The sequence below is a fragment of the Arthrobacter sp. LjRoot78 genome (assembly GCF_964254335.1).
Classification (GTDB): Bacteria; Actinomycetota; Actinomycetes; order Actinomycetales; family Micrococcaceae; genus Arthrobacter.
Genome location: NZ_CAXUTG020000001.1, coordinates 4,398,881 through 4,419,566, shown reverse-complemented (window position 1 = coordinate 4,419,566; position 20,686 = coordinate 4,398,881). Strand labels below are relative to the sequence as shown.

17 protein-coding genes are annotated in these 20,686 nt (G+C 67.1%); 8 read left to right on the top strand and 9 right to left on the bottom strand.

Annotation, left to right across the window (positions count from 1 at the left end):
* Positions 1–12: 12 nt before the first annotated feature.
* Positions 13–1,350 (bottom strand): MFS transporter, encoded by a 1,338-nt coding sequence (locus ACSQ1X_RS20505; protein ID WP_055800494.1) that lies wholly within the window; start codon positions 1,348–1,350, stop codon positions 13–15.
* A 186-nt stretch (positions 1,351–1,536) separates the two neighbouring features.
* Between ACSQ1X_RS20505 and ACSQ1X_RS20500 the strand changes: the two genes are divergently transcribed.
* Genes ACSQ1X_RS20500 through ACSQ1X_RS20485 form a run of 4 tightly spaced genes read left to right on the top strand, consistent with a single transcriptional unit; the run spans position 1,537 to position 5,515 of the window.
* Positions 1,537–2,361 carry a sugar phosphate isomerase/epimerase family protein gene (locus tag ACSQ1X_RS20500; protein ID WP_436059081.1) on the top strand — a complete coding sequence of 275 codons (825 nt, stop codon included), beginning with the start codon at positions 1,537–1,539 and terminating at the stop codon, positions 2,359–2,361.
* A 46-nt stretch (positions 2,362–2,407) separates the two neighbouring features.
* The gene (locus ACSQ1X_RS20495) at positions 2,408–3,184 is read left to right on the top strand and encodes an SDR family NAD(P)-dependent oxidoreductase (protein WP_436059080.1); all 777 of its coding nucleotides are present in this window, start codon (positions 2,408–2,410) and stop codon (positions 3,182–3,184) included.
* A gap of 31 nt (positions 3,185–3,215) precedes the next feature.
* The gene (locus tag ACSQ1X_RS20490) at positions 3,216–5,012 is read left to right on the top strand and encodes a dihydroxyacetone kinase family protein (RefSeq protein ID WP_436059079.1); all 1,797 of its coding nucleotides are present in this window, start codon (positions 3,216–3,218) and stop codon (positions 5,010–5,012) included.
* Entirely contained in the window at positions 5,009–5,515 is a 507-nt protein-coding gene (locus ACSQ1X_RS20485; RefSeq protein WP_436059078.1) for a ribose-5-phosphate isomerase, read from the top strand. Before ACSQ1X_RS20490 ends, ACSQ1X_RS20485 begins: the two co-directional genes overlap by 4 nt.
* A gap of 30 nt (positions 5,516–5,545) precedes the next feature.
* Here ACSQ1X_RS20485 and ACSQ1X_RS20480 read toward each other — a convergent pair whose 3' ends face one another.
* The 5 genes from ACSQ1X_RS20480 to ACSQ1X_RS20460 form a co-directional block, all read right to left on the bottom strand.
* Positions 5,546–6,655, bottom strand: coding sequence for a sulfite oxidase (locus tag ACSQ1X_RS20480; RefSeq protein WP_436059077.1), 1,110 nt, complete (start codon positions 6,653–6,655; stop codon positions 5,546–5,548).
* Positions 6,656–6,770: 115 nt separating this feature from the next.
* Positions 6,771–7,673 carry an SDR family oxidoreductase gene (locus ACSQ1X_RS20475; protein ID WP_436059076.1) on the bottom strand — a complete coding sequence of 301 codons (903 nt, stop codon included), beginning with the start codon at positions 7,671–7,673 and terminating at the stop codon, positions 6,771–6,773.
* A gap of 2 nt (positions 7,674–7,675) precedes the next feature.
* The gene (locus tag ACSQ1X_RS20470) at positions 7,676–8,680 is read right to left on the bottom strand and encodes an aldo/keto reductase family protein (RefSeq protein WP_055800507.1); all 1,005 of its coding nucleotides are present in this window, start codon (positions 8,678–8,680) and stop codon (positions 7,676–7,678) included.
* A 61-nt stretch (positions 8,681–8,741) separates the two neighbouring features.
* Positions 8,742–9,815, bottom strand: a complete 1,074-nt coding sequence (locus tag ACSQ1X_RS20465) for an aldo/keto reductase (protein WP_436059075.1) — start codon at positions 9,813–9,815, stop codon at positions 8,742–8,744.
* 151 nt (positions 9,816–9,966) lie between these two features.
* Entirely contained in the window at positions 9,967–10,605 is a 639-nt protein-coding gene (locus ACSQ1X_RS20460; RefSeq protein WP_436059074.1) for a hypothetical protein, read from the bottom strand.
* A 228-nt stretch (positions 10,606–10,833) separates the two neighbouring features.
* On the opposite strand from ACSQ1X_RS20460, the gene ACSQ1X_RS20455 reads away from it, so the two are divergent.
* The gene (locus ACSQ1X_RS20455; RefSeq protein ID WP_436059073.1) at positions 10,834–11,235 is read left to right on the top strand and encodes a YchJ family protein; all 402 of its coding nucleotides are present in this window, start codon (positions 10,834–10,836) and stop codon (positions 11,233–11,235) included.
* Here ACSQ1X_RS20455 and ACSQ1X_RS20450 read toward each other — a convergent pair.
* From ACSQ1X_RS20450 to ACSQ1X_RS20440, 3 genes are all read right to left on the bottom strand, one after another.
* On the bottom strand, positions 11,232–12,083 hold the full coding sequence (locus tag ACSQ1X_RS20450) for a TIGR04086 family membrane protein (protein ID WP_436059072.1): 852 nt from the start codon (positions 12,081–12,083) through the stop codon (positions 11,232–11,234). The genes ACSQ1X_RS20455 and ACSQ1X_RS20450 overlap by 4 nt on opposite strands.
* 157 nt (positions 12,084–12,240) lie before the next feature.
* Positions 12,241–14,226 carry an acyl-CoA dehydrogenase family protein gene (locus ACSQ1X_RS20445; RefSeq protein WP_436059071.1) on the bottom strand — a complete coding sequence of 662 codons (1,986 nt, stop codon included), beginning with the start codon at positions 14,224–14,226 and terminating at the stop codon, positions 12,241–12,243.
* Positions 14,227–14,290: 64 nt separating this feature from the next.
* Complete coding sequence (locus ACSQ1X_RS20440) at positions 14,291–14,593, bottom strand: hypothetical protein (protein WP_055800530.1); 303 nt, start codon at positions 14,591–14,593, stop codon at positions 14,291–14,293.
* A 346-nt stretch (positions 14,594–14,939) separates the two neighbouring features.
* On the opposite strand from ACSQ1X_RS20440, the gene ACSQ1X_RS20435 reads away from it, so the two are divergent.
* The 3 genes from ACSQ1X_RS20435 to ACSQ1X_RS20425 are packed head-to-tail and all read left to right on the top strand — an operon-like array spanning position 14,940 to position 20,679.
* Positions 14,940–16,388, top strand: a complete 1,449-nt coding sequence (locus ACSQ1X_RS20435) for a DUF3375 family protein (protein WP_436059070.1) — start codon at positions 14,940–14,942, stop codon at positions 16,386–16,388.
* Between the two features lie 2 nt (positions 16,389–16,390).
* Positions 16,391–17,215, top strand: a complete 825-nt coding sequence (locus tag ACSQ1X_RS20430) for a DUF4194 domain-containing protein (protein WP_436059069.1) — start codon at positions 16,391–16,393, stop codon at positions 17,213–17,215.
* Positions 17,212–20,679 carry an ATP-binding protein gene (locus ACSQ1X_RS20425; protein WP_436059068.1) on the top strand — a complete coding sequence of 1,156 codons (3,468 nt, stop codon included), beginning with the start codon at positions 17,212–17,214 and terminating at the stop codon, positions 20,677–20,679. The genes ACSQ1X_RS20430 and ACSQ1X_RS20425 overlap by 4 nt, the downstream gene beginning before the upstream one ends.
* The last annotated feature ends 7 nt before the right edge of the window (positions 20,680–20,686 follow it).

The following is a 20,686-nucleotide window of genomic DNA, read 5'->3' as shown; positions in this document are numbered from 1 at the left end:
TCGTGGCGGTCATCAGGCGTTCACTGCCTGGGGGGTGCTTTTGGTGGCCTCATCTGCCAGCTGCCGTTCGCGCTTGCCCCAGGTTTCCCGGGTCACGAGGGCGGCCCAGAGACCGATGGCGGCGTAGAAGCTGAAGAGAAGGGCGGGGCCCATCCAGCCAAGGGCAACGAACAGCAGGGTGGTGACGAAAGGCGTGAATCCGGAGACCATGGCGGAGATCTGGTAGGCCAGTGAGGCTCCGGAGGAGCGCGTCTTGGCCTGGAACAGTTCGGGGAACCACGGACCCTGGGCGCCGGCCAGGGAGTTCTGGCAGACCGCGTAGGAAATGACGATGGTGGCGATGATGAAGATGAACATTCCGGTGTTGACCAGCAGGAACATGGGGATGCCGAACAGGAGTGCGAAGGCAGTGGACCAGATGTACAGGGGCCGGCGGCCGATCCTGTCAGTGAGCCGTGCCCAGGCCATGGTGGCGAAGATGCCAATGGCGGAGGCGATGCAGAGGGCAACGAGCGTCTGGGTCTTATCCGCCAGGTGCTGGGTGTGCAGGTAGGAAATCATGTAGGTGATGGAGACGGCGTAGCCGGCGGTTTCGGCGATGCGGAGGCCGATGCCGCGGACGATGCTGCGCCAGTCCGTCTTGATGACCTCGATGATCGGCGACTTGACGATGGAGCCGCTCTCCTTGACCTCGTCGAAGACGGGGGATTCCGGGACCTTGGAGCGGATGATCAGGCCGACGGCGACGAGCACGATGCTGGCAAGGAACGGAACCCGCCAGGCGAGTTCGCCGCCCAGGTTCACGCTGACCAGGAAGACGAGGTTGGCCAGGAGCAGGCCCACGGGGAAGCCGGCCTGCACGATGCCGGTGTACTTGCCCTTGGATTTCCAGGGTGCGTGTTCGTAGCTCATCAGGATGGCGCCGCCCCATTCAGCGCCGAAGGCGAGGCCCTGGACAATGCGGACAAAGACCAGCAGTGCGGGCGCCAGCAGGCCGACCTGCTCGTAGGTGGGCAGGAGGCCGATGAGGAACGTGGCCACGCCCATGAGGATCAGGGACGCCACCAGGACGGGCTTGCGGCCCACCTTGTCGCCGAGGTGGCCGCCGATGACGCCGCCGATGGGGCGGGCTGCGAAGCCGACGCCCAGAGTGGCGAAGGCTGCCAGCGTTCCGGTGACCGGGTCGCCGGTGGGGAAGAATGCCGTCCCGAAGTACAGCGCGGCGGCGGTGCCGAAGCCGATGAAGTCATACGTCTCGATGACGGCGCCGACGCCGGATCCGATGGCGACGCGCTTCGCGTCCTTGGTGCCATGCACATGGCCGCGCATTTTCAGAGCTTCGTTGCTCATTGCTGAATCCCTTTCGAAGAGCGGGGAACGCTTCCGCACCGCCGCTGTCGACTGTTAACAAATGATATGCCAGTGTGACCCCGGTCATGCTTCAATGTCAACAGTCAATGTTGGAGGTTGACTGTTGACAATGAAACGGCCTACAGTGATACACATCACCCCCGCTCATCCAGAGGATCAACGACGATGTTCAATTCCCGCCTCGGCTGCTCGTCCATCAGCTTCCGCCATCAGGACCTGCCCACCGCCCTGCGGACCATCAGCTCCCTGGGCTTCGACGAAATCGACCTGGGTGCGCTTCCCGGCGTGTGCGACCACGTCCCGTATGAACTGGACGGGGACGCCGTCGAGGCAGTTACCGCTGACGTTCTGGCCTCAGGGCTGCGGGTCCGCTCGGTCAACGGGGATATCGGGGACCTCAATGCAGTGCTCGACGCCCGCCAGCAGGCTGCGCGCGAACGGCACCTGGAAGCCCTGCTCACGCTCACGGCAAACACCGGTGCCAAGGCACTAGTCCTTCCGTGCGGCGCCCTGGGCCACGAACCCGTCCGGGGAGTGGACGAAGATCTGGACACGATCGCCGCCTCGCTTATCCATGCCGGGCAGCGCGCCGCCGAATTCGGCGTCGAACTCTGGACCGAATCCCTGCACTTCCTGAGGTTCTGCTGGAACCTGGAGCGCGCGGAACTGCTGGCGCAGCGGCTGGCAGGTTCCGGCGTCGGAATTGTCATGGACTTCAGCCACATAGTTGCGGCCGGCGAGGACCCGCTCGAATACCTTGACCGGCACGACGGCCGAATTGCCCACGTCCACCTCCGCGATGCCGTGCCGGGAAACATCAACCTCAGCATCGGCAACGGCCAGGCGGACTTCGCCGCCGGGCTGCGCGCGCTCGCAGGCCGCGGCTATGCCGGCCACTTTTCGCTCGAACTGGAAACCCGGGACGTCACGCACGACGAACGCCCCGCCGCCGCTGCCAAAGCGGCCAGCTTCATCACCGACCTCATCTGACGACCACCACCAAGCAACCCGCACCACCAAGAAACCAAGGAGCATCATGACTACCACCATCCAGCGCACCGCCGTCCTCACCGGGGCCACCTCTGACCGCGGCATCGGCATCACCACCGCACGCCGCTACGCCAGCCAGGGCTGGGGAGTGGTGATCCTGGACCTCGACGGCGAGAAGTCCGCGAAGGTCGCCGCCGAAATCGGCAACGAATTCAACGTCCCGGCATACGGCCACGAGATCGACGTCGCCAATGAGGGCTCCGTCAACGCCGCCTACGCCGCCGTCAAGGCAGAAGTGAGCGCCGGCAATCTTCCCCCGGTTGGCGCCCTGGCCAACATCGCCGGCATCACTTCCCCGGTGCCGTTCCTGGAAACCACCCTGGAACTCTGGCACAAAGTCATGGACGTGAACGCCACCGGCACCTACCTCGTCACCAAGGCGTTCCTGCCGGACATGATCGAGGCCGGCTGGGGCCGGATCGTCAACATGTCCTCCGTTTCCGCGCAGCGCGGCGGCGGTGTTTTCGGCAAGGTCCCCTACTCCGCCGCCAAGGCCGCCATCCTCGGCTTCACCAAGGCCCTGGCCCGTGAAATCGGCGCCACCGGGGTGACCGTCAACGCCATCACCCCGGGCGCAGTGGACACCAACATCCGCGTGGGCAGCACCGAGGAACAGGAAGCCGCCATCAACGCCGGCATCCCGCTGGGCCGGAACGCCACCACCGAGGAAATCGCCGCCGTCATCACCTTCCTGTCCTCCGAGGAATCGGCCTACCTGACCGGAACCACCATCGACATCAACGGCGGAAGCCACATCCACTAGCAGCCGTCCCGCCAAAGGTAGAGAGCCCGCCATGACCAGAATTTTCAACGATCCCTCCGACTTTGCAGAGGAAGCCCTCGCCGGGTTCTGCGACGTCCACGCCGACCTGGTCCGCCAGGTAACCGGCGGGGCCGTGCGCCGGCGACGCCCCGCCAAGCCCAAAGTGGCTGTCCTCGCGGGCGGCGGGTCGGGCCACTACCCGGCCTTCGCCGGCCTGATCGGCACCGGACTGGCCGACGGCGCCGTGGTGGGCAACATCTTCACCTCGCCTTCCGCGCAACAGGCCTATGCCGTGGCCAAGGCCGCGGAGTCCGGCGCCGGAGTGGTGTTCACCTACGGCAATTACGCCGGGGATGTGCTGAATTTCGGCATGGCCAGCGAGCGGCTCGCTTCGGAGGGGATCCAGGTGGAAAACGTCCTGGTGACGGATGACGTTGCCAGCGCCCCGCCGTCGGAATCGGAGAAACGCCGCGGCATCGCGGGCGACTTCACCGTCTTCAAGGTCATGGGTGCGGCGGCCGAAGCCGGCGCGGACCTGGCCGACGTCGTGCGCCTTGGCCGCAAAGCCAACAGCTTGACCCGCACCATCGGCAGCGCCTTCCACGGCTGCACCTTCCCGGGCGCCGAAACCCCGCTGTTCACCCTCAAAGACCGGCAGATGGGCCTGGGCCTGGGCATCCACGGCGAGCCCGGCCTGTTCGACACCGAGCTGCCGCCCGCCAGGGAGCTGGGCCAGGAATTCGTCTCCCGGCTGCTGGCCGAGACCCCGCACGGCGCTGGCGACCGCATCGCCGTCATCCTCAACGGCCTCGGTTCCACCAAGCATGAGGAACTCTTTGTCCTCTGGCTCACCATTGCCCCGCTGCTCCGCGCCGCGGGCTACACGCTGGTGATGCCGGAAGTGGGCGAACTGGTCACCAGCCTGGACATGTCCGGCGTTTCCCTCACCATCACCTGGCTGGACGACGAACTTGAGCCGCTCTGGACCGCACCGGCCGAAACACCGGCGTACCGCAGGGGTAACGCGGCCTTCCAGTCCGGTGATGCCTCGGCAGAGGAAGAGTCCGACGGCGCCGCCGCACCCGATGGTTTCGACGCAACCGAAGAGTCGCGCAGCTACGCGGCAAACTGCCTCGCAGCCCTCGCTGCCGCCCGGGACTCCCTGCACGGCGCCGAAGCGCGCCTCGGGGACATGGATGCCGTGGCCGGCGACGGAGACCACGGCCGCGGAATGGTCCGCGGCATCGACGCGGCCACGGCCGCGGCGGCTGATGCCGCTGCCCGCGGCGCCGGAGCGGGAGCCGTCCTGGCCGCCGCAGGGGATGCGTGGGCGGATAAAGCCGGCGGGACCTCGGGCGTGCTGTGGGGTGCCGGGCTGAGGTCCTTCGGCGAAGCACTCGGCAGCCAGCTGTCTCCCGGACCTTCGGAACTAGCCGCGGCCGTCAGCGCATTCGCGGCAAGGATCACCGGCCTCGGCAAGGCGGAAATCGGGGACAAGACCATGGTGGACGCCCTGCTGCCCTTCGCAGAGACGTTCAGCCGGCTGCTGGCTGACGGCAGCCAGAATGGCGGGCAGCCTGCTGCAACGGCGTGGGCCGAAGCGGCCGCCGTGTCCACCGCGGCGGCGGAAGCCACCGCTTCGCTGCGTCCGCTCAAGGGCCGCGCCCGGCCGCTCGCCGAAAAGAGCATAGGCACCGCGGACCCCGGGGCCACGTCCCTGGCCATGATCTTTACCGTCATGGGCCCGCACCTTACCGGCCTTGCCGCGCCGGCTGCAGCCGAAACGGCAGGACCGGCAGCCCGCCAGCCCGCAGGAACACCGTCATGACACATCCCGCAACTGCAGGGGAAGGACAGGCCGTGGGCATACGACTCATCGTGGGCGCCGACGAAGCCGGCGTGGACTACAAGGACAGGATCGCGGCGGACCTGCGCAACGATCCCCGGGTCAGCGAAATTATCGATATCGGCGTCAACCGCAGCGATGCCCCCGAGCAGTTCACCACGCCGTACCCGTACGTGGGGATCGCTGCGGGGGAGATGATCCAGGAAGGCCGCGCGGACCGGGCCATCCTGTTCTGCGGGACCGGAATCGGCGTGGCCATCGCCGCGAACAAGGTGGACGGGATCAGGGCTGCCACAGCCCACGACTCGTTCTCGGTGGAGCGCTCGGTGCTCTCCAACGACTGCCAGGTGCTCACCATGGGCCAGCGTGTGGTAGGCATGGAACTCGCCCGCAGGCTGGCCCGGGAATGGCTCGGCTACACCTTCGACCCCTCGTCCGCCTCGGCGTCCAAAGTGAAGGTGCTGACGGATTTCGAAGGCTGCTGACCCCGCTGTCCGGGGACCGGGCAGCGGCGGCTACTCGACGCTCACCTTGACGCGCTGCACCACGTTGTTCCCCATGCCCTGGTAGTTCCAGGCCTGCTCCAGCGGCTGAGTTAGCCCGGTGGCGTCGGTGGCCCGGCAGGCGAGCTCATGCTCGCCCCGGTCCGCCACCCACGGCAACGTCCATTCGCACCACGCAAACGGCCCGGCCGGATGCCCGAGATGCGCGGGCACCCACTTCCCGTCGATCCCCACCTCCACGCGGACCACGGAGCCTTGGCCGGACCAGGCCCTGCCCTGGAGCATCACCGGTCCCGGGGACAGGACCCTGCTGCGGGTGTAAAAGTCCGGGATGCCCGGCGGAATCATCAGCGAACGGACCCTGATCCGCGAAACCGGAGTGCCGGCGTCGTCCGCGTCCTGCTGGTAGCGGTAGGACACCGCCTGCTGGAATCCCTCGAAGGCGTGGGTCACCACCTGGATGGACTCCAGCCACTTCACGCTGGCCATGCCGTACCAGCCCGGGACCACCAGCCGCAGCGGGTAGCCGTGCTGCGGCGGCAGTTCGCGGCCGTTCATCTCGTACGCCAGCACGACGTCGGGGCGCATCGCTTCCTTGATCGGCAGGCTTCGCGCATACTTCTGCCGGACTCCGCCCTGGATGCCGGCGTCGGCGCCGGTGAAGACGACTTCGACGGCGTCGTCGTCAACTCCGGCCTGGGCCAGCAAGTACGCGAGCGGAACCCCTGTCCACTCGGCGGTGCCCACGCCCTCGAGCCGCCACGGCTGGCTCATCGGCCGCGGATGCAGGAGCGAGCGTCCGTTGCCGGCGCACTCCAGCGTGACCGGGATGCTGATGGCGGGGTCCCGGCGGAGGGCGCGCAGGCTGATCTCGACGGCGCGCTGCACGGCACCACCGATCCGCAAGTGCCAGGCGTCCGCGTCGATGAACGGGATGTCGAAATGGGTCAGGACGTAGTGCAGGCCCGGCGGGGTGGTGTCTTCCCGCAGGGCCTCCAGCGGCATCGAATGGTTCCGGACCGCCAGCTGCAGTTCCTCTGCGGTGAGCGGGCCGTGCGTAGGTTCTCCTGCATGCGCCGTGGGCTTAACGGACTGACGGCGCCGGGAAATCTGCTTCGTCATGGCACTGTTCTTCTTCGGGTGGGGCCGCTTCTTCGGGTCGGGCGGATTCCGCGTGGCCGGCGGTGCCCGTGTTCACAGGTCTACGCCGCCGCCGCCGGTCCGTCAAGCAGGACTCCTAGAGGTGATGCGCCTCTTTGAGGAAGTCCGTGAGCCCCTGGGGTTCCCTGCCCGTGAGGCCACGAACGTCCGACGTCGGGCCGGCCAGTTCGCCGTTGGCGATGGCCGTGTACGTGCTCACCCAGGCGTCGACCTGCCAGGCCGGGGCGCCGTAGGATGCCCGGGAAGCATAGGCTTCCGCCACGGTTTCATTGAGGAAAGTGATGGTCCGTCCGGTGCCTGCAGTGAGGAGCTCCGCGGCCCGCTGCAGGGAAATGTCCTCGGGGCCGGTCAGGCTGTAGGTCCGGCCCACGTGTACCGCCGGATCACCCAGCACCGCAGCGGCGCACCGGGCGACGTCCCCGCGGGTGACGGCCGCCATCACTCCGCCATCCGCCGGGCCGCGGATGACACCGTCGTCGCCGGCGAGAAGGGGCAGGAAGTCGAGGTAGAAGTTGTCCCGCAGGAACGTGTAGTTCATCCCCGAGGCCTTGATCCGTTCCTCAGTGGCGTAGTGGTCCCGGCCCAGCGTGAACGTGCAGTCGGCGGAGGCCCCGAAAAAGGACGTGTAGACGATGTGCTCCACGCCGGCCCCGGCAGCAGCATCCACGAACGCGAAATGCGTCTGGAGCCTGTCCTCGGCCTCGGACGCGGACACCATAAAGAGGGTCTTCACTCCCGCAAGCGAGGACGTCGCCAGCTCCGGGTCCGCATACGTGGACACCACCGGAACCGCGCCCGGAAGGTCAGGCGCCCGTGCGGCGTCGCGCACCAGCAGCCGCTGCGGCAGCCCGGCGTCGGCGAGGATCCTGGCGACGAGTCCGCCGAGCTGGCCGGTGGAACCGGTGACGGCCAGGGCGGGCAGGGCTTCGGTCGTTGGCCGGGCCGTCCCCCGGTCCGCGCTGCTTTCCCCGGCAGCCACGGCTAGGCCTCCCGGGACGCAGGCGACTTGGTCTGGGCGGGGTCGCGTTCGGCCAGGGAACCGATAACGTCATCGATCTTGTCCATGATGGCCTGGTCCAGCTTCACGCCGGCGGCCGCCACGTTGCCGGCGATCTGCTCCGGACGGGACGCACCCATGATGGCGGAGGCAACGTTCTTGTTCTGCAGCACCCACGCGATGCTCAGCTGGGCCATGGTGAGCCCGGCTTCAGCTGCGATCGGCTTGAGGTGCTGGACGCCGGTGAGCACTTCGTCGGACATCCAGCGTTCGATCATCCTGGCGCCGCCCTTGGTGTCCGTGGCGCGGCTTCCCTCCGGGGCCGGCTTCCCCGGCCGGTACTTGCCGCTCAGCACACCCTGGGCGATGGGGGACCAGACAATCTGGGAGAGGCCAAGCTCTTCGGACGTCGGGACCACTTCGGCTTCGATGACCCGCCACAGCATGGAGTACTGCGGCTGGTTGGAGATCAGCTGGAATCCCAGGTCCTTTGACAGGGCGTGCCCGTCCCGGATCTGGTCCGCCGTCCATTCACTGACGCCGATGTACAGTGCCTTGCCCTGCCGGACAATGTCCGCAAACGCCTGCATGGTCTCTTCCAGCGGCGTCTCATAGTCGTAGCGGTGCGCCTGGTACAGGTCCACGTAGTCGGTCTGGAGGCGCGTCAGGGAACCGTTGATGGATTCCATGATGTGCTTTCGGGACAGTCCCACATCGTTGTGGCCCTTGGGCCCCGTGGGGCCGAACACTTTGGTGAAAATCTCCAGGGACTCGCGGCGCTCGTCCTTCAACGCTTCGCCCAGCACCTTCTCCGCCGCCGTGTTGGCGTAGACGTCAGCGGTGTCGAAGGTACTGATTCCCGCGTCCAGCGCCGCCCGCACGCACTGGGTGGCCACTTCGTTCTCCACCTGGGAGCCGTGCGTGAGCCAGTTGCCGAAGGTGATTTCGGAGATCTTGAAGCCGCTGTTGCCGAGGTATCTGAATTCCATGGTGTTTACCGTAGTCCACTTGGTTGCTCAGGGTCAGGGCTTTCCGCCACCGACCTGCGGTTTACCGCCGGCGCAGTTCCGCATATTCCAGGGAGGGGACAACGGCGCCGGCGTCGCGCTCCACGAAGTTGGTGCCGGGCGGCACCAGATCATCAATCGCGTCCAGCACGGCTTCGTCAAGTACCGTGTCAGCCGCTTTCAGGTACGCGCGCAGATGTTCCTCGCTCCGCGGGCCAACGATCACGCTGCTGACGGCAGGATGGTTCAGGGCGAATCCGACCGCGAGGTCCACCAGAGGCAGTTCCAGCTTGTCGGCCAGGCGGGCCAGGGAATCTGCGGCGAGCAGCTTGCGCTCGCTTGCGGGGCCGGAAATGTCGTACCGGCCGGGAAGGGAGTGGACCCGTGTGGGCGGTTTCCCGGCGTCCAGGACAAAACTCCCGGACAGCCAGCCGCCGGCCAGCGGACCGTAAGCCAGCACACCCAGGCCGTACTGCTGGGCGATCGGAAGGACATCGCGTTCGGTGCCGCGGACCAGCATCGAATAGGGGACCTGGTTGGCCACCGGCGGAATGAGGTGGTTGGTGGTGGCCAGCCACTGGGCCTCCACGAGCTGCGCCGGGGTGAACACGGAGGTTCCGTAGTAGAGGATCTTGCCCTGCCGGATGAGGTCGTTCAGCGCCGTGATGGTTTCCAGGACATCCGTGTTGTAGTCCGGACGGTGCGCCTGGTAGAGGTCGATCCGGTCCGTCTGGAGGCGGCGGAGGCTGCCCTCCACTGCCTGCATGATCCAGCGCCTTGAGTTGCCCGAGTGGGCGGGGTTGGCGCTCATCTGGCCGTGGAATTTGGTGGCGATGAAGACGTCGTCCCGGCGGCCCTTGAGGGCGCGGCCCACTACTTGCTCGCTCTGGCCCTGCGAATAGACGTCCGCGGTGTCCACCGCGGTGATGCCGGCATCCAGCGCGGAGTTGATGATGCGGATGCTTTCCTCGGCGCCGGTGGGCGCATAGCCCTGGGCGGTGCCGCCGGCGCCAACAGGGTCCGCCGGTGCGCCCTCGCCGAAGTTCATGGTGCCCAAGGTGAGCGGGCTGATCAGGGTCCCGCTGCGCCCGAACACCCGTAACTGGTTGAGGCTCATTCCCGGTTTCCTCACGTCTGACTCCCACGGCTGATTGCTGTGGATCGTCACGAGGCTACACAAAATCGGCCCGGCGGAGGGCTCCGGCGAAGCACTTCTTAGTCTTGCGTAGTCCGGAGTAACGCAGCGGGCGTCAATGACGAATTGTGAATCAGCCGGCGCGGCGGTGCTCAGCCGGCAGGGTGCCCTTCAAGGCGCCCGGATGGCCGGCCAGGGAAACCAGGGAACCGGTGTCCAGCATGGCCATCGACCCCGGTCCCGGGGGTTTCTCGAAGGAGCGCGGTATGGGCCGGACGGTGGCGTGCTGGTCCGTGGCGGATTCCACCAGCGGCGCTACCTCCCTGACCTCTTCCACCGGGGCGTCCGGGCTGGGGAGATCGCGCACGGTGACCTTCACCTCGGGCGCAGCTGCGGCCTTGGCCCGGGCTGCGGCGCGGGCGTCTGCCCGGGCCACCGCGGCTGCCCAGTCTTCGGCCAGGGCGGGAGTCTCGCGGCGGCTGGTGCTGCCTGTGCGCGGCTGCTTTTCCGATGAGCTGCGCAGCTTCGGTTGTGGGCGAGGCGCCGGGGAAGGACGAGGCGAGCCGGCGGGAGGAGACGACGCGGCGGGACGGGTCACCGTAGCGGGACGCCGGCCGAACAAGGCCATGACTGTGACGGCGACCAGCCGGCCCAGCCCTGCAAGCAGCAGTGTGGCTACGAAAACCAGGAAGAGGCCGATGAACATGACGAACGCCACACCGAGCGTGCCAAAAAAGGTCAGGTTCAGGGCAATGGTGGTGGGATCTTCCATTTACCTCTCCTTACGGCCTGCAGCGCCTGTGTGCCGGCTGTAACCACCCGGCGATAAGCACCCCTTAACAATACGGACTTTTGCTGGGCAACACGCCCGCAGTGAGGTCCGCTCGGGGGTTGTGTCGAAGCTGTTATCGGATATGACAACGCAGTTTCCGCCCGGTCGCGGCATATAGTCGGAGGCAGCCACCTGGCGCCCTCCAGCCACCCCCGAAAAGGACCACCTGTGCCCCCTCCAGGAAACTGCCCGTGCCTGTCCGGTGAGCAGTATGCGGACTGCTGCGGCCGCTTCCACCGCGGCGACGCCGAGGCCCCGACGGCGGAGCAGCTGATGCGCTCCCGGTACAGCGCCTTTGTGGTCCAGGATGCCGCCTACTTGCTCCGCACCTGGCACCCGGATACCAGGCCGGCGGAACTCGAACTGGATCCGGACATGCGGTGGCGCCGGCTGGACATTGTTTCCACCCGCCGCGGCGGACCCCTGGATTCGGAAGGGGTCGTCGAGTTCAAGGCCTATTTCAGGCACGACGGCGAGCGGGGGATCCACCACGAAACCAGCCGGTTCCTGCGTGTTGACCGCCGCTGGTACTACCTCAACGAGGTTGGGCTTGACGAGGCCAGGAGCTAGCGCTCCGCGTCAGCTTCTACGGGAGTGAACCCGGCCCGGTCCACCTTGCGGTGGAACCGCATGCCGGCCAGGCCGCCGACTACGGCGCCAATCAGTGCCACCACAGCCACCACGACGGCGGCGATAATCCCGGTGGTGGTCAGCTGGCCTTCGTTGACGGGGATCCGCGGGAAGCTGTTCAGGTTGGCCAGGATGTTGAAGCGCTCGCCGGCGATCATGGCCAGCAACGCAACCAGCACTGCGAAGATCACGGCCCAGACCCAGACCATGAATCCCTGCTTGGCTCCGTTGAAGCGTGCCATCCGGCCGGCCACATAACCGCCGCAGTAGTAGGCCACGAACAGGATCACCAGCAGTACGATGATTCCTGCCAGTCCCACGGTCTGGTCAGTGGAGGCCTGGTTCACCGCTTCGTTGACGTCCGTGCTGGTAGCGAGCCCCACCGCTGTTCCGGCCGCTGCCACCAAAGCGGTCAGCAGGACGGCCGTTCCGGTCGCGGCCAGCCAGCCAAAGAAAGCCGAGCCAATCTTGATCCCGCCGAACTGCTCCTTCTCGCGGGCAATCACGGTCTCGCGGGTCGCAGCATTCGGGTCGGCAGCGAGAGGGTGCTCGCTCGCGGGCGGCACCGCGTAGGCCCGGGTGTCGTCGTCGTTGTCCGTCCCGGCGTCGAAATTACGGCTGCCGCCGGGAGCGTCAGCGTAGCTGCGCCGGCCCTCAAGCCTGTCTTCCACCCGGCTGTTTTCTACGCGGCTGCCATCCGTGCGGTTGCCGGCGTCGATGCCGTCGGCGCCCTCGCCGCGGGCGGCGCGGCGGGACTGTCTGTCTTCGGGTCCTACTGTGCTGCTCATCAGGCGTTCTCGCTTCCATCGATTGGACCGTACCCATTGTTTGGGCCGGCCACCGCTATGCGGAGACGTGCATGGTGGTCCTACGTCCACCTAACCACGGCATGCCGGTGGTAGCAAGGGTGCTTAGCATCTCCGGCGGGTCGAAAATCGGCGGGAATCAGCGGTACTTGCGGTGCAGGTCCTCCTTCACGGATGCCCGCGGAGACGCATCGGCGATCCACGGTCCGGTGCCTTCGGACTGGTCCAGGACCCCGGCCTCCAGCCAGGTGTAGTCACCGGCGAGCACCTTTTCCGTCAGGTCGCGGTCGGCGTCGTCCGTGTTCCGCCACAGCTGGTCGAAGTACTCATCCACGCGGACCCGCGCCTGCTCGCAGTATGCCTCGGCGAGCTCGTAGGCGGTGGCGGCCCGCTCGGGGTTGGTGTGGAGCATCCCCTCGGCGCGGGAGCAGCATGCGGCCATGGCGAACAGCTCGGCGCCGATGTCCACGATCCGGCCCAGGAACGCCTGCTTGTGCTCGAGCTTGGCCTGCCACCGGCCCATCCCGTAGAACGTCTGCCGGGCGAGCCGCCGCGAGGACCGCTCCACAAACCGCAGCTGCTTGGCGAGCCTGCCGAACTCGGTGTAGGACCGCGGATCCATGCCGGCGCCCGCCACCAGCTTGGGCAGCCACTTCGCGTAGAACCCGGAAGCGCCGACGGCGGCCCTGGCCTTGTCGGACAGGCTGGCATCCGCGGAGGCAAGGTCCCCGGCTGCCGCGAGGTGGGCATCCACGGCCTCGCGGGCAATCAGGAGCTTCATGATTTCCGAGGAACCCTCGAAGATGCGGTTGATCCGGAGGTCACGGAGCTGCTGTTCCGCCGGCACGGCGCGCTCGCCGCGGGCTTCGAGCGAATCCGCCGTCTCAAAGCCGCGGCCGCCGCGGATCTGCACCAGCTCGTCGGCTATCCGGCAGCTGATCTCCGTGGACCAGAGCTTGGCGAGGGCGGCCTCGATCCGGACGTCCTTCTGGCCGGCGTCGGCCATTTCGGCGGACAGTTCGAAGACTGCGTCCAGGGCGAAGGCACTCGCGGCGATGAAGGCGATTTTCTTGCCCACAGCTTCGTGCTTGCCCACCGGCCGTCCCCACTGGGTGCGTGCGTTGGACCACTCGCGGGCGATCTTCAGGCTCCACCGTCCGGACGCCACGCAGAGGGCCGGAATGGAAAGCCGGCCCGTATTGAGGGTGGTGAGGGCGATCTTCAGTCCCTGGCCTTCGCGGCCGAGCCGGTTTGCCGCGGGCACCCGGACCTGGTGGAAGCGGGTCACGCCGTTCTCGATGCCGCGCAGCCCCATGAAGGCGTTGCGGTTTTCCACCGTGATTCCGGGGGAGTCCATTTCCACCACGAAGGCGCTGATGCCGCCCTTGTGGACGTTTCCGTCGGAATCCGTGTGTTGCGGCACCAGCGCCATGACCACCACCAGTTCGGCGATCACGCCATTGGTGGTCCACAGTTTTACGCCGTCCAAGACGTAAGCGTCGCCGTCGTCCGTGGGAACGGCGGTGCTGCCCATCCGGGCGGGGTCGCTCCCGACGTCGGGCTCCGTGAGCAGGAACGCCGTGATGGCGCCCGCGGCGCAGCGGGGAAGGTATTCCTGTTTCTGATCCGCGGTGCCGAACACTTTGACGGGCTCGGGGACGCCGATGGACTGGTGGGCCGAGAGCAATGCCCCGAGGCTCGGATGCACCGAACCCAGCAGGGCCAGCGCCCGGCCGTAGTACACGAGGGACAGGCCCAAGCCGCCGTACTCGCGCGGGATCTTCATGCCGAACACGCCCAGCTCGGCCAGGCCGGCGAGGTACTGGTCCGGGATCCGGGCGTCCCGCTCGATCAGGCGGCCGGACATGGTCCGGCAGTAGGCGGTAAGGCGGGCCATGAATTCTTCGCCGCGTTCCACGTCCTCGGTCCTGGCCTCGGGCCAGGGGTGGATCAGTGAGAGGTCGAAGCTGCCCAGGTACAGGCCCTTGGCAAAGCTGGGCCGGTCCCAGGTTGTTTCCCGGGCGGCCTCCGTAATGGCCCGGGCATCGGCTTCGGTGGCCTCTGGCCCGATCTTGTCGGGGGCGACGGGAACGTCGGCGGCTGGACTGTCAGTGGCAGAGCTCACGGGGCATCTCCTCTAACCGGGTTGGCCGGCTCGAGCCCTGGGTCCGCCTCGGGTGGGGAACCCTTCAGCTGTCCCTCAATGCTACCCGCGGGTAAGTTCCCGTGCTAGGGGAAGGCTGCCCTTGAAAGTCGCCGGGAAGCTCCACCGTGGAGGCGTGGTGCACCAGCCGGTCCCAGAGGTGGTTGATGCCGTGCACCAGTCCCAGCAGGGTGCCGGCAATGATGAACCACGCGAAGCGGCCCAACCCCACGAGCACCATGGCCAGGAAGCCGGCCGTCATCATAAATGCCACAATCAGCAGGCCAAACACGAGCGTTCCGATGAACACGAAAGTGCCTGTCTCTACTGCGCTGAGATCGAACTGCATGTTTCCCCCTGCATCATTGCTCGGCTGGATCAAGTAGCACGAGCGTAGGGTGCGGACGGCGCCCCCAACCAGACCCGGACGGCCGTGGCGCAGGTGTTGATACGGGATCGAAATGCTACCGGTCCGTAGGTCACGGCGCGGTCACTGTAACCCCACCAGTAACACACGTAACAGCACTACCGGCTTCGCGGGAGGTGCCCCGGGGTCCGCGCGGATTCGCAGGGTGCCGGATCCGGGGTGAAACGAGCGCCGGGCCGGCTCCCGGGCGCACTGCGTTAACCTTGTAGTTGGCAGTTTTCGGGTTTTCCGCTGCCCGACGAGTCCCGTGGCAGCTGAAGGAGGGTGTGTGTCCCGATCCGCACCGTCCTCCGCGGACGCGATCAATGCCCGGCTTCGGGACCTCGAACTTCTGACCAAAGGACCGGCATGGGCGCTCACCCGGTCCGCGCCGTGGGTCATCGCGGTCCTGCAGGCATCCTTTACCCGGACCCGTCCCCAGCTTCCGCTGGAAGAGTTCCATGCCGACGTCGATGCCTTCCTCGAGCAGCTCCGCCGCCAGGACCCGGGGTTGGGCGGGGTAGCCAACGGGAAGTCCTTCGGCGATGAATGGACCCGCAAGAATTTCCTGACCCGCCGCAACCAGTCCGGGCAGATCGTCTACGAAGTCACGGAGCCCGCGGCCCGCGTCCTCGCCTTCCTGGACAGTCTCTCCAGCGAACGCTCCACCCTGAACGGTTCCCGGCTGGGGACTCTGCTGGGCGACGTCGAGAAGCTCGCCAATGAGACGAACCCGGACCAGACCGCCCGGCTGGAGTCCCTCGAGGACGAGATCGAGGAGCGGCAGCAGCTCATCGAGGACATCAGCTCCGGCGACTTCGACGGACTGCTGGACGACGACGAGGCCGTGGAGGCCGCCGGAAACATCCTGGACCTCGCAGCCAGCCTGCCGGCGGACTACAAGAAGATGCGTGACCGGATCGAGGAACTGGTGGGCGAGCTCCGCAACCAGATCATCGAGGAATCCCTCAGCAAGGGCGCCACCATGGCGCAGGTGCTGGAGGCGGACAAGCGGCTCCGGCAGAGTCCCGAAGGAAGGACGTTCCGGTCCTTCACTGCGTTCCTGGAGGACCCGCAGCAGCAGTTGCGGTTCCGCTCCGCGATCGGAGAGGTGCTCAGCCGCCAGTTCGCGGACGACCTCAGCCACGAGGACCGCGAAACGCTGAAGAACCTGGTGGCCGAACTCCGCACCCAGCACAGCCAGATCCAGCGGATCTACGGCAAGCTCAGTGAAAGCCTCAACACCTACGTCCAGAGTGACGATTTCCGCCAATCCGTCCGGTTGCGGAAGGTGCTCCGCGAAGCCGAACAGGCAATCCGCTCGCTGCCGTACGAACGGGAACGTCCTGGGCTGGTGCCCGGACCGGTGCTCTTCAATGCCGGCTTCGAGTCCTTGTCCATGGTCAAGCTCTTTGACCCCGACGAGTTCGCAGCCCCGCCCAAGCTGGCCGATCCCATTGCCTTCAGCGACTCGGACCGCGTGCGCTCGCCGCGCACCGGGAAGGCCAAACCGGCGGCCATCCGCGCCGCGCTCGCCGGGGCCGCCACGCTGCCGGAGGCGTGGGAGCAGCTTCCGCCGGAGGAACGCCACATCAACTCCATCCGCGCCCTGCTGTCCCACGCGCTGCACGACGGCGCCGGCTTCGACCGCGCCGGCTGGGACGCCATCGACTTCGAACAGATTGACGGCACCACCCGCAAGGCATTCCTGCCGGTGGTCACGCTCACAAAGGATTGACGATGACTGAAGAGATGACGACGACGGCAGCCCCGGTGGCCGAGCCCGTTGAGACCCCGGAAGCCCCCTCAGCGCCTGAACACACCTATGCAGATCCGTTTACGGTCACCCCGCGGGATACCTTCGTGGACGGCGCCGCACTGTTCCCGGGCGATACGGGCGTGCTGCCGATGAACGTCCGCCAGGCTTTGGTGAAGCTGCTCAAGGGCCCGTACATCGACGGCGGCCGGGACGAGAAACTGTGGACAACGCTGCTGGACAACCAGCTGATCCTCCGCAGCCGCCTGTCCGAGCTTTTCCTGACGCTCCAGCTTGACCACGAACGGAAGGTGGCCGTGCTGCGCCCGGTTGATCCGGACGCCATCGGCGGCAGCACCCGTTCCAGCATCCTCCGCCAGCAGCGTGCGCTGAGCCGGGTGGAGACCATCGTGCTGCTGCGCCTGAGGCTCCTGCTGGACCGCCACGTCACAGCGCAGACGGATCCGACCATCACAAAAGAGGAAATCGCCGAGCTGGTGGCCCACTACCAGCCGTCCGGCCAGCAGGATGCGCTGCGGGACTCCGACGTCGTCAACCGCGCCATCACCAAGCTCCTGGCCCGCCAGCTCCTCATCACCACCGGCCTCGAGGACGTCTACACCATCTCCAATGCCCTCCCGCTGGCCCTCCCCTTCGAAAACATCGGCGACATCCCGGCCCAGATCGAAGCGCTGGTAGCAGCCACGGCAGACCCCACCGGTACGGAAGCGCTGATAGAGCTCGACCGTGACAGTCCCGCCAGCCCGGATGATGACACTGAGGACGACGCTGAAGGGAGCACCAAGTGAGCATCGCAACCATGCTGCCGATGGGCGAGCTCACCAACCCGGGCCAGATGCGGCTCGCGCTGGTTCAGGTGGTCAACTGGGGCACGTTCCACGGCGCCCACACCATGCATGTGGACCGCAACGGCACGCTGCTGACGGGCAACTCCGGGGTCGGCAAGTCGACGCTGTTCGACGCCATGCTGCGCGTGTTCGATGCCCGGCCGCGTTCCAACGAGGCCGCGGCGCAGCGCTCCGGTGCCGTGGAGGACAAGAGGACCACGTTCACGTACATGCGCGGCAAGGTGGGCGACAAGGCCGTGGGCGAGGGCTCGGCCAGTGCCTTCCAGCGCCCCGGTGCCACGTGGTCCGCCGTCGCCCTGACGTTCGATAACGCAGCGGGCACGAAGGTGACGGTGTCGGCGCTGTTCGACCTGCCGAAAAACGGCACTGAGTCGAGCGTCGGGCGGTACTACCTGATCGACAACAAGCCGCTGGACCTCGCCGCAATCGAGGGCATTGCGGAGAAGCGCTTTACCAAGGCCGCGCTGGACGTGATCTTTCCGGACGCACAGGTCTTCGACGTGCACAAGGCGTTCGCCGAGCGCTTCCGCCGGCTCCTGGGCATCAACTCGGACCAGGCATTGCCGCTGCTCCGCGTGATCCAGGCCGGCAAAGGGCTGGGCGGCAGCGTCAACACGTTCTTCCGCGACCAGGTGCTCGATGCGCCGGCCACGCTGGCCGCGGCGGACGACGTCGTCGAGGAATTCAGCAACCTGATGTCCATCCGGCAGCGGCTGGAGGACGTGCGGCAGCAGCGTGACCAGCTTGCTCCGGTGCCCGGCCTGAACAAGGAATACGCGCAGTCCCTGCTGGACGCGAACCGCCTGCGGGAGCTGGTCGGCGAAGAGTTCGATGCCTACAAGCAGCAGCTGGCCGTCACGGTCCACGAGAAGACCCTGGTCCGTTACAAGGACCTCGCCCAGGCAAAAGCCAGGGAGCTGGCCGCGGAGCGTGCGGTCCGGGACGGTCTGGCCAAGGATCTGCGGCAGCTTGAAGCGGACTACAACAACCAGGGCGGCAACGCGATCTCGGCGATCGAGCAGTCGCTGGAAAACGCCCGGGTGGGGCTCAAGCTGCGCCAGCAGGTCGAGGAAGCCGCGCGCCAGGCCCTGGCCGAGGCCGGACTGGACCTTGAGTGGACGGCGGAGGGCTGGGAGCAGGCCCACACCCACGCGGCCGCCCGTTCGGCTGAACTGCAGGGCGACTCGGAGGCGCTGAAGGAGCTGCGCTTTGAGGCGTTCGACGGCCACGCCACGAAGAAACGTGAACTTGCGGCGGCCCAGCAGGAGCTCGTCTCGCTGAAGACGCGCAAGTCCCTGCTGCCGCCGTCGAGCATTGAAAACCGGACCGCGATCGCCGCGGCGACCGGCGTGCCCGAAGAGCAGATGCCGTTCGGCGGCGAGCTGATCGACCTCGCAGAGGGGGAGGAACGGTGGCGGCCGGCCGCCGAGCGCGCGCTGCGGAACCTGGCCACCACGCTGCTGGTTCCCGGTGAACACTTCGGGGCCGTCACCCGCTACCTCAACGACAACTCCGTCCGCGGCGCACTCCGCGCCATTGACGTGTCCAAGCCGTTGGCGGGAGGTGCGCTGGCCGTGGAGGACGTGGCCGACGGCGAGCTGCTGACCAAGCTGGACATCCTCACCACGGGGCCGGCGGCCGACGCCGGGCAGTGGATCCGTGAGCGGATCGCCGTCGACTTCGCGTACCCGTGCGTCGAGGACCCGGATGAACTGGCCAGGCTGGACAAGGGCCTGAGCCTTGGCGGCGTGGTCAAGCGCAACCCCCACACCGTGGAGAAGGACGACCGCTTCACCAGCAGGCAGGACTACGTCCTCGGCTTCGACAATGCCTCGAAACTGGAACTCGTGGCGACGCAGGTGGAGGATCTGCAGCAGGAACTCGCGAAGGCAGCCGAGCTCGCGCGAGGCCGCGAAGAGTCGCACCAGGGCATGACCCGCCAGCTGGACGCGCTGCGCCGGATCGCCGAGGACCACCGGCCCTGGGAGCAGGTTTCCGCGGCAGTGGCGGAGGACGAACTCGGCAAGATCGAGCAGCGCCTCAAGGATGCCCTCGCCGCGCAGGCTGACCTGGAGCCGCTGCGGGCCAACATCGAGGTGGCCCGGCAGAAGCACCAGGCCAGCACGGAAGCCGCAGCTGTCCTCCAGAGCGAATACAAGGCGCTGGACCGGCAGCTCACCGCCGGGGATTCGCTGCTGGAAGCCGCGCGCACGCGCCTGGGCCAGGCACCGCCGTCGGAGTCCACCGTGACGGCACTGGAACCGTACTTCTCCGCGTTCGGCGACGTCGGCGAGATGCATGAGCTGGACAACCTGGCCAACGAGGTCCGGACCCGGCTCCTTGCCGAGCTGCACACCGCCGAGTCCCGCGGCCAGGCGACCTCGGAGCGGCTCACCCGCATTTTCGAGGGCTTTGTGCGTGAATGGGGCACGGCGATTTCCGCGGACCACGGCACGTCCATCGGCGCCGCCGGGGAGTTCGAGGCCCGCTACCACGCCATAGTCAGCGACGGCCTGCCCGCGCAGGAAGCCGAGTTCCGTCAGTTCTTCAACCAGCGCACGCACGAATCGTTCAGCACGCTGCTGCACCTGCTGGATGAGGAACGCCGCTCGATCACCAGCCGTATCCTGCCGCTGAACGGCATCCTGTCCGAGGTCAATTTCCATGAGGGCAGCTTCCTGGAACTCGACATCAAGCAGACGCTCCCGCCCACCGCGAAGCAGTTCAAGGATGCCATCCAGAATGCGCTGAAAATTCGGCACACGCGTCCCTCGCGCGCTGCGGGCGCGGCGGCTTCCGGAGCTGAAACGGACGACGACGCCGAGCTCACCAACCGCTACAAGTCGCTGGAAACGCTCGTGAAGCGTTTGGGTTCGCAGACCCCGGAGGACCGGCGCTGGCGGGCCGAGGTGCTGGATGTGCGCGGGCACCTGTTCATCCAGTGCAAGGAACACCGCGAAGTGGTTGACCCCGCCTCAGGCAAGAAGCGCGGCAAGCGGACCGATGTGTTTATGCACGCGGACACGGGCTCCATGTCCGGCGGCGAGCGGCAGCGGTTCACGGCGTTCATCATGGCCGCGGCCCTCAGCTACCAGCTGGGCATCGCCGAGCAGGGCTTCACCACCTACGGCACTGTGATGATGGACGAGGCCTTCGTCCTGGCCTCGGAGGAATTCGCCGGGGCCGGCATCAAAGCGCTGCACGAATTCGGCTTCCAGCTCCTGCTGGCGGCGCCGGAAAACGTGATCGACCTGTCGCGGCACCTCGGCTCCGTGACGGAAATCCTGCGGGACAAGCGCACCAACCGCTCCGGCGTGCTCACGTCTCCGGTGATCGGGCCGCGGGCCGGTGCCGAGGGCCAATGGAGGTCCGAGGCGAACCCGGTGGACATCGTCCTGCGCTAACCCCCGC

What these genes read in the sequence shown, in the direction of transcription:
- ACSQ1X_RS20505 (WP_055800494.1), bottom strand. Translation starts at nt 1,350, where the DNA reads ATGAGCAACGAAGCTCTGAAAATGCGCGGCCATGTGCATGGCACCAAG.
- ACSQ1X_RS20500 (WP_436059081.1), top strand. Translation starts at nt 1,537, where the DNA reads ATGTTCAATTCCCGCCTCGGCTGCTCGTCCATCAGCTTCCGCCATCAG.
- ACSQ1X_RS20495 (WP_436059080.1), top strand. Translation starts at nt 2,408, where the DNA reads ATGACTACCACCATCCAGCGCACCGCCGTCCTCACCGGGGCCACCTCT.
- ACSQ1X_RS20490 (WP_436059079.1), top strand. Translation starts at nt 3,216, where the DNA reads ATGACCAGAATTTTCAACGATCCCTCCGACTTTGCAGAGGAAGCCCTC.
- ACSQ1X_RS20485 (WP_436059078.1), top strand. Translation starts at nt 5,009, where the DNA reads ATGACACATCCCGCAACTGCAGGGGAAGGACAGGCCGTGGGCATACGA.
- ACSQ1X_RS20480 (WP_436059077.1), bottom strand. Translation starts at nt 6,655, where the DNA reads ATGACGAAGCAGATTTCCCGGCGCCGTCAGTCCGTTAAGCCCACGGCG.
- ACSQ1X_RS20470 (WP_055800507.1), bottom strand. Translation starts at nt 8,680, where the DNA reads ATGGAATTCAGATACCTCGGCAACAGCGGCTTCAAGATCTCCGAAATC.
- ACSQ1X_RS20465 (WP_436059075.1), bottom strand. Translation starts at nt 9,815, where the DNA reads ATGAGCCTCAACCAGTTACGGGTGTTCGGGCGCAGCGGGACCCTGATC.
- ACSQ1X_RS20460 (WP_436059074.1), bottom strand. Translation starts at nt 10,605, where the DNA reads ATGGAAGATCCCACCACCATTGCCCTGAACCTGACCTTTTTTGGCACG.
- ACSQ1X_RS20450 (WP_436059072.1), bottom strand. Translation starts at nt 12,083, where the DNA reads ATGAGCAGCACAGTAGGACCCGAAGACAGACAGTCCCGCCGCGCCGCC.
- ACSQ1X_RS20440 (WP_055800530.1), bottom strand. Translation starts at nt 14,593, where the DNA reads ATGCAGTTCGATCTCAGCGCAGTAGAGACAGGCACTTTCGTGTTCATC.
- ACSQ1X_RS20430 (WP_436059069.1), top strand. Translation starts at nt 16,391, where the DNA reads ATGACTGAAGAGATGACGACGACGGCAGCCCCGGTGGCCGAGCCCGTT.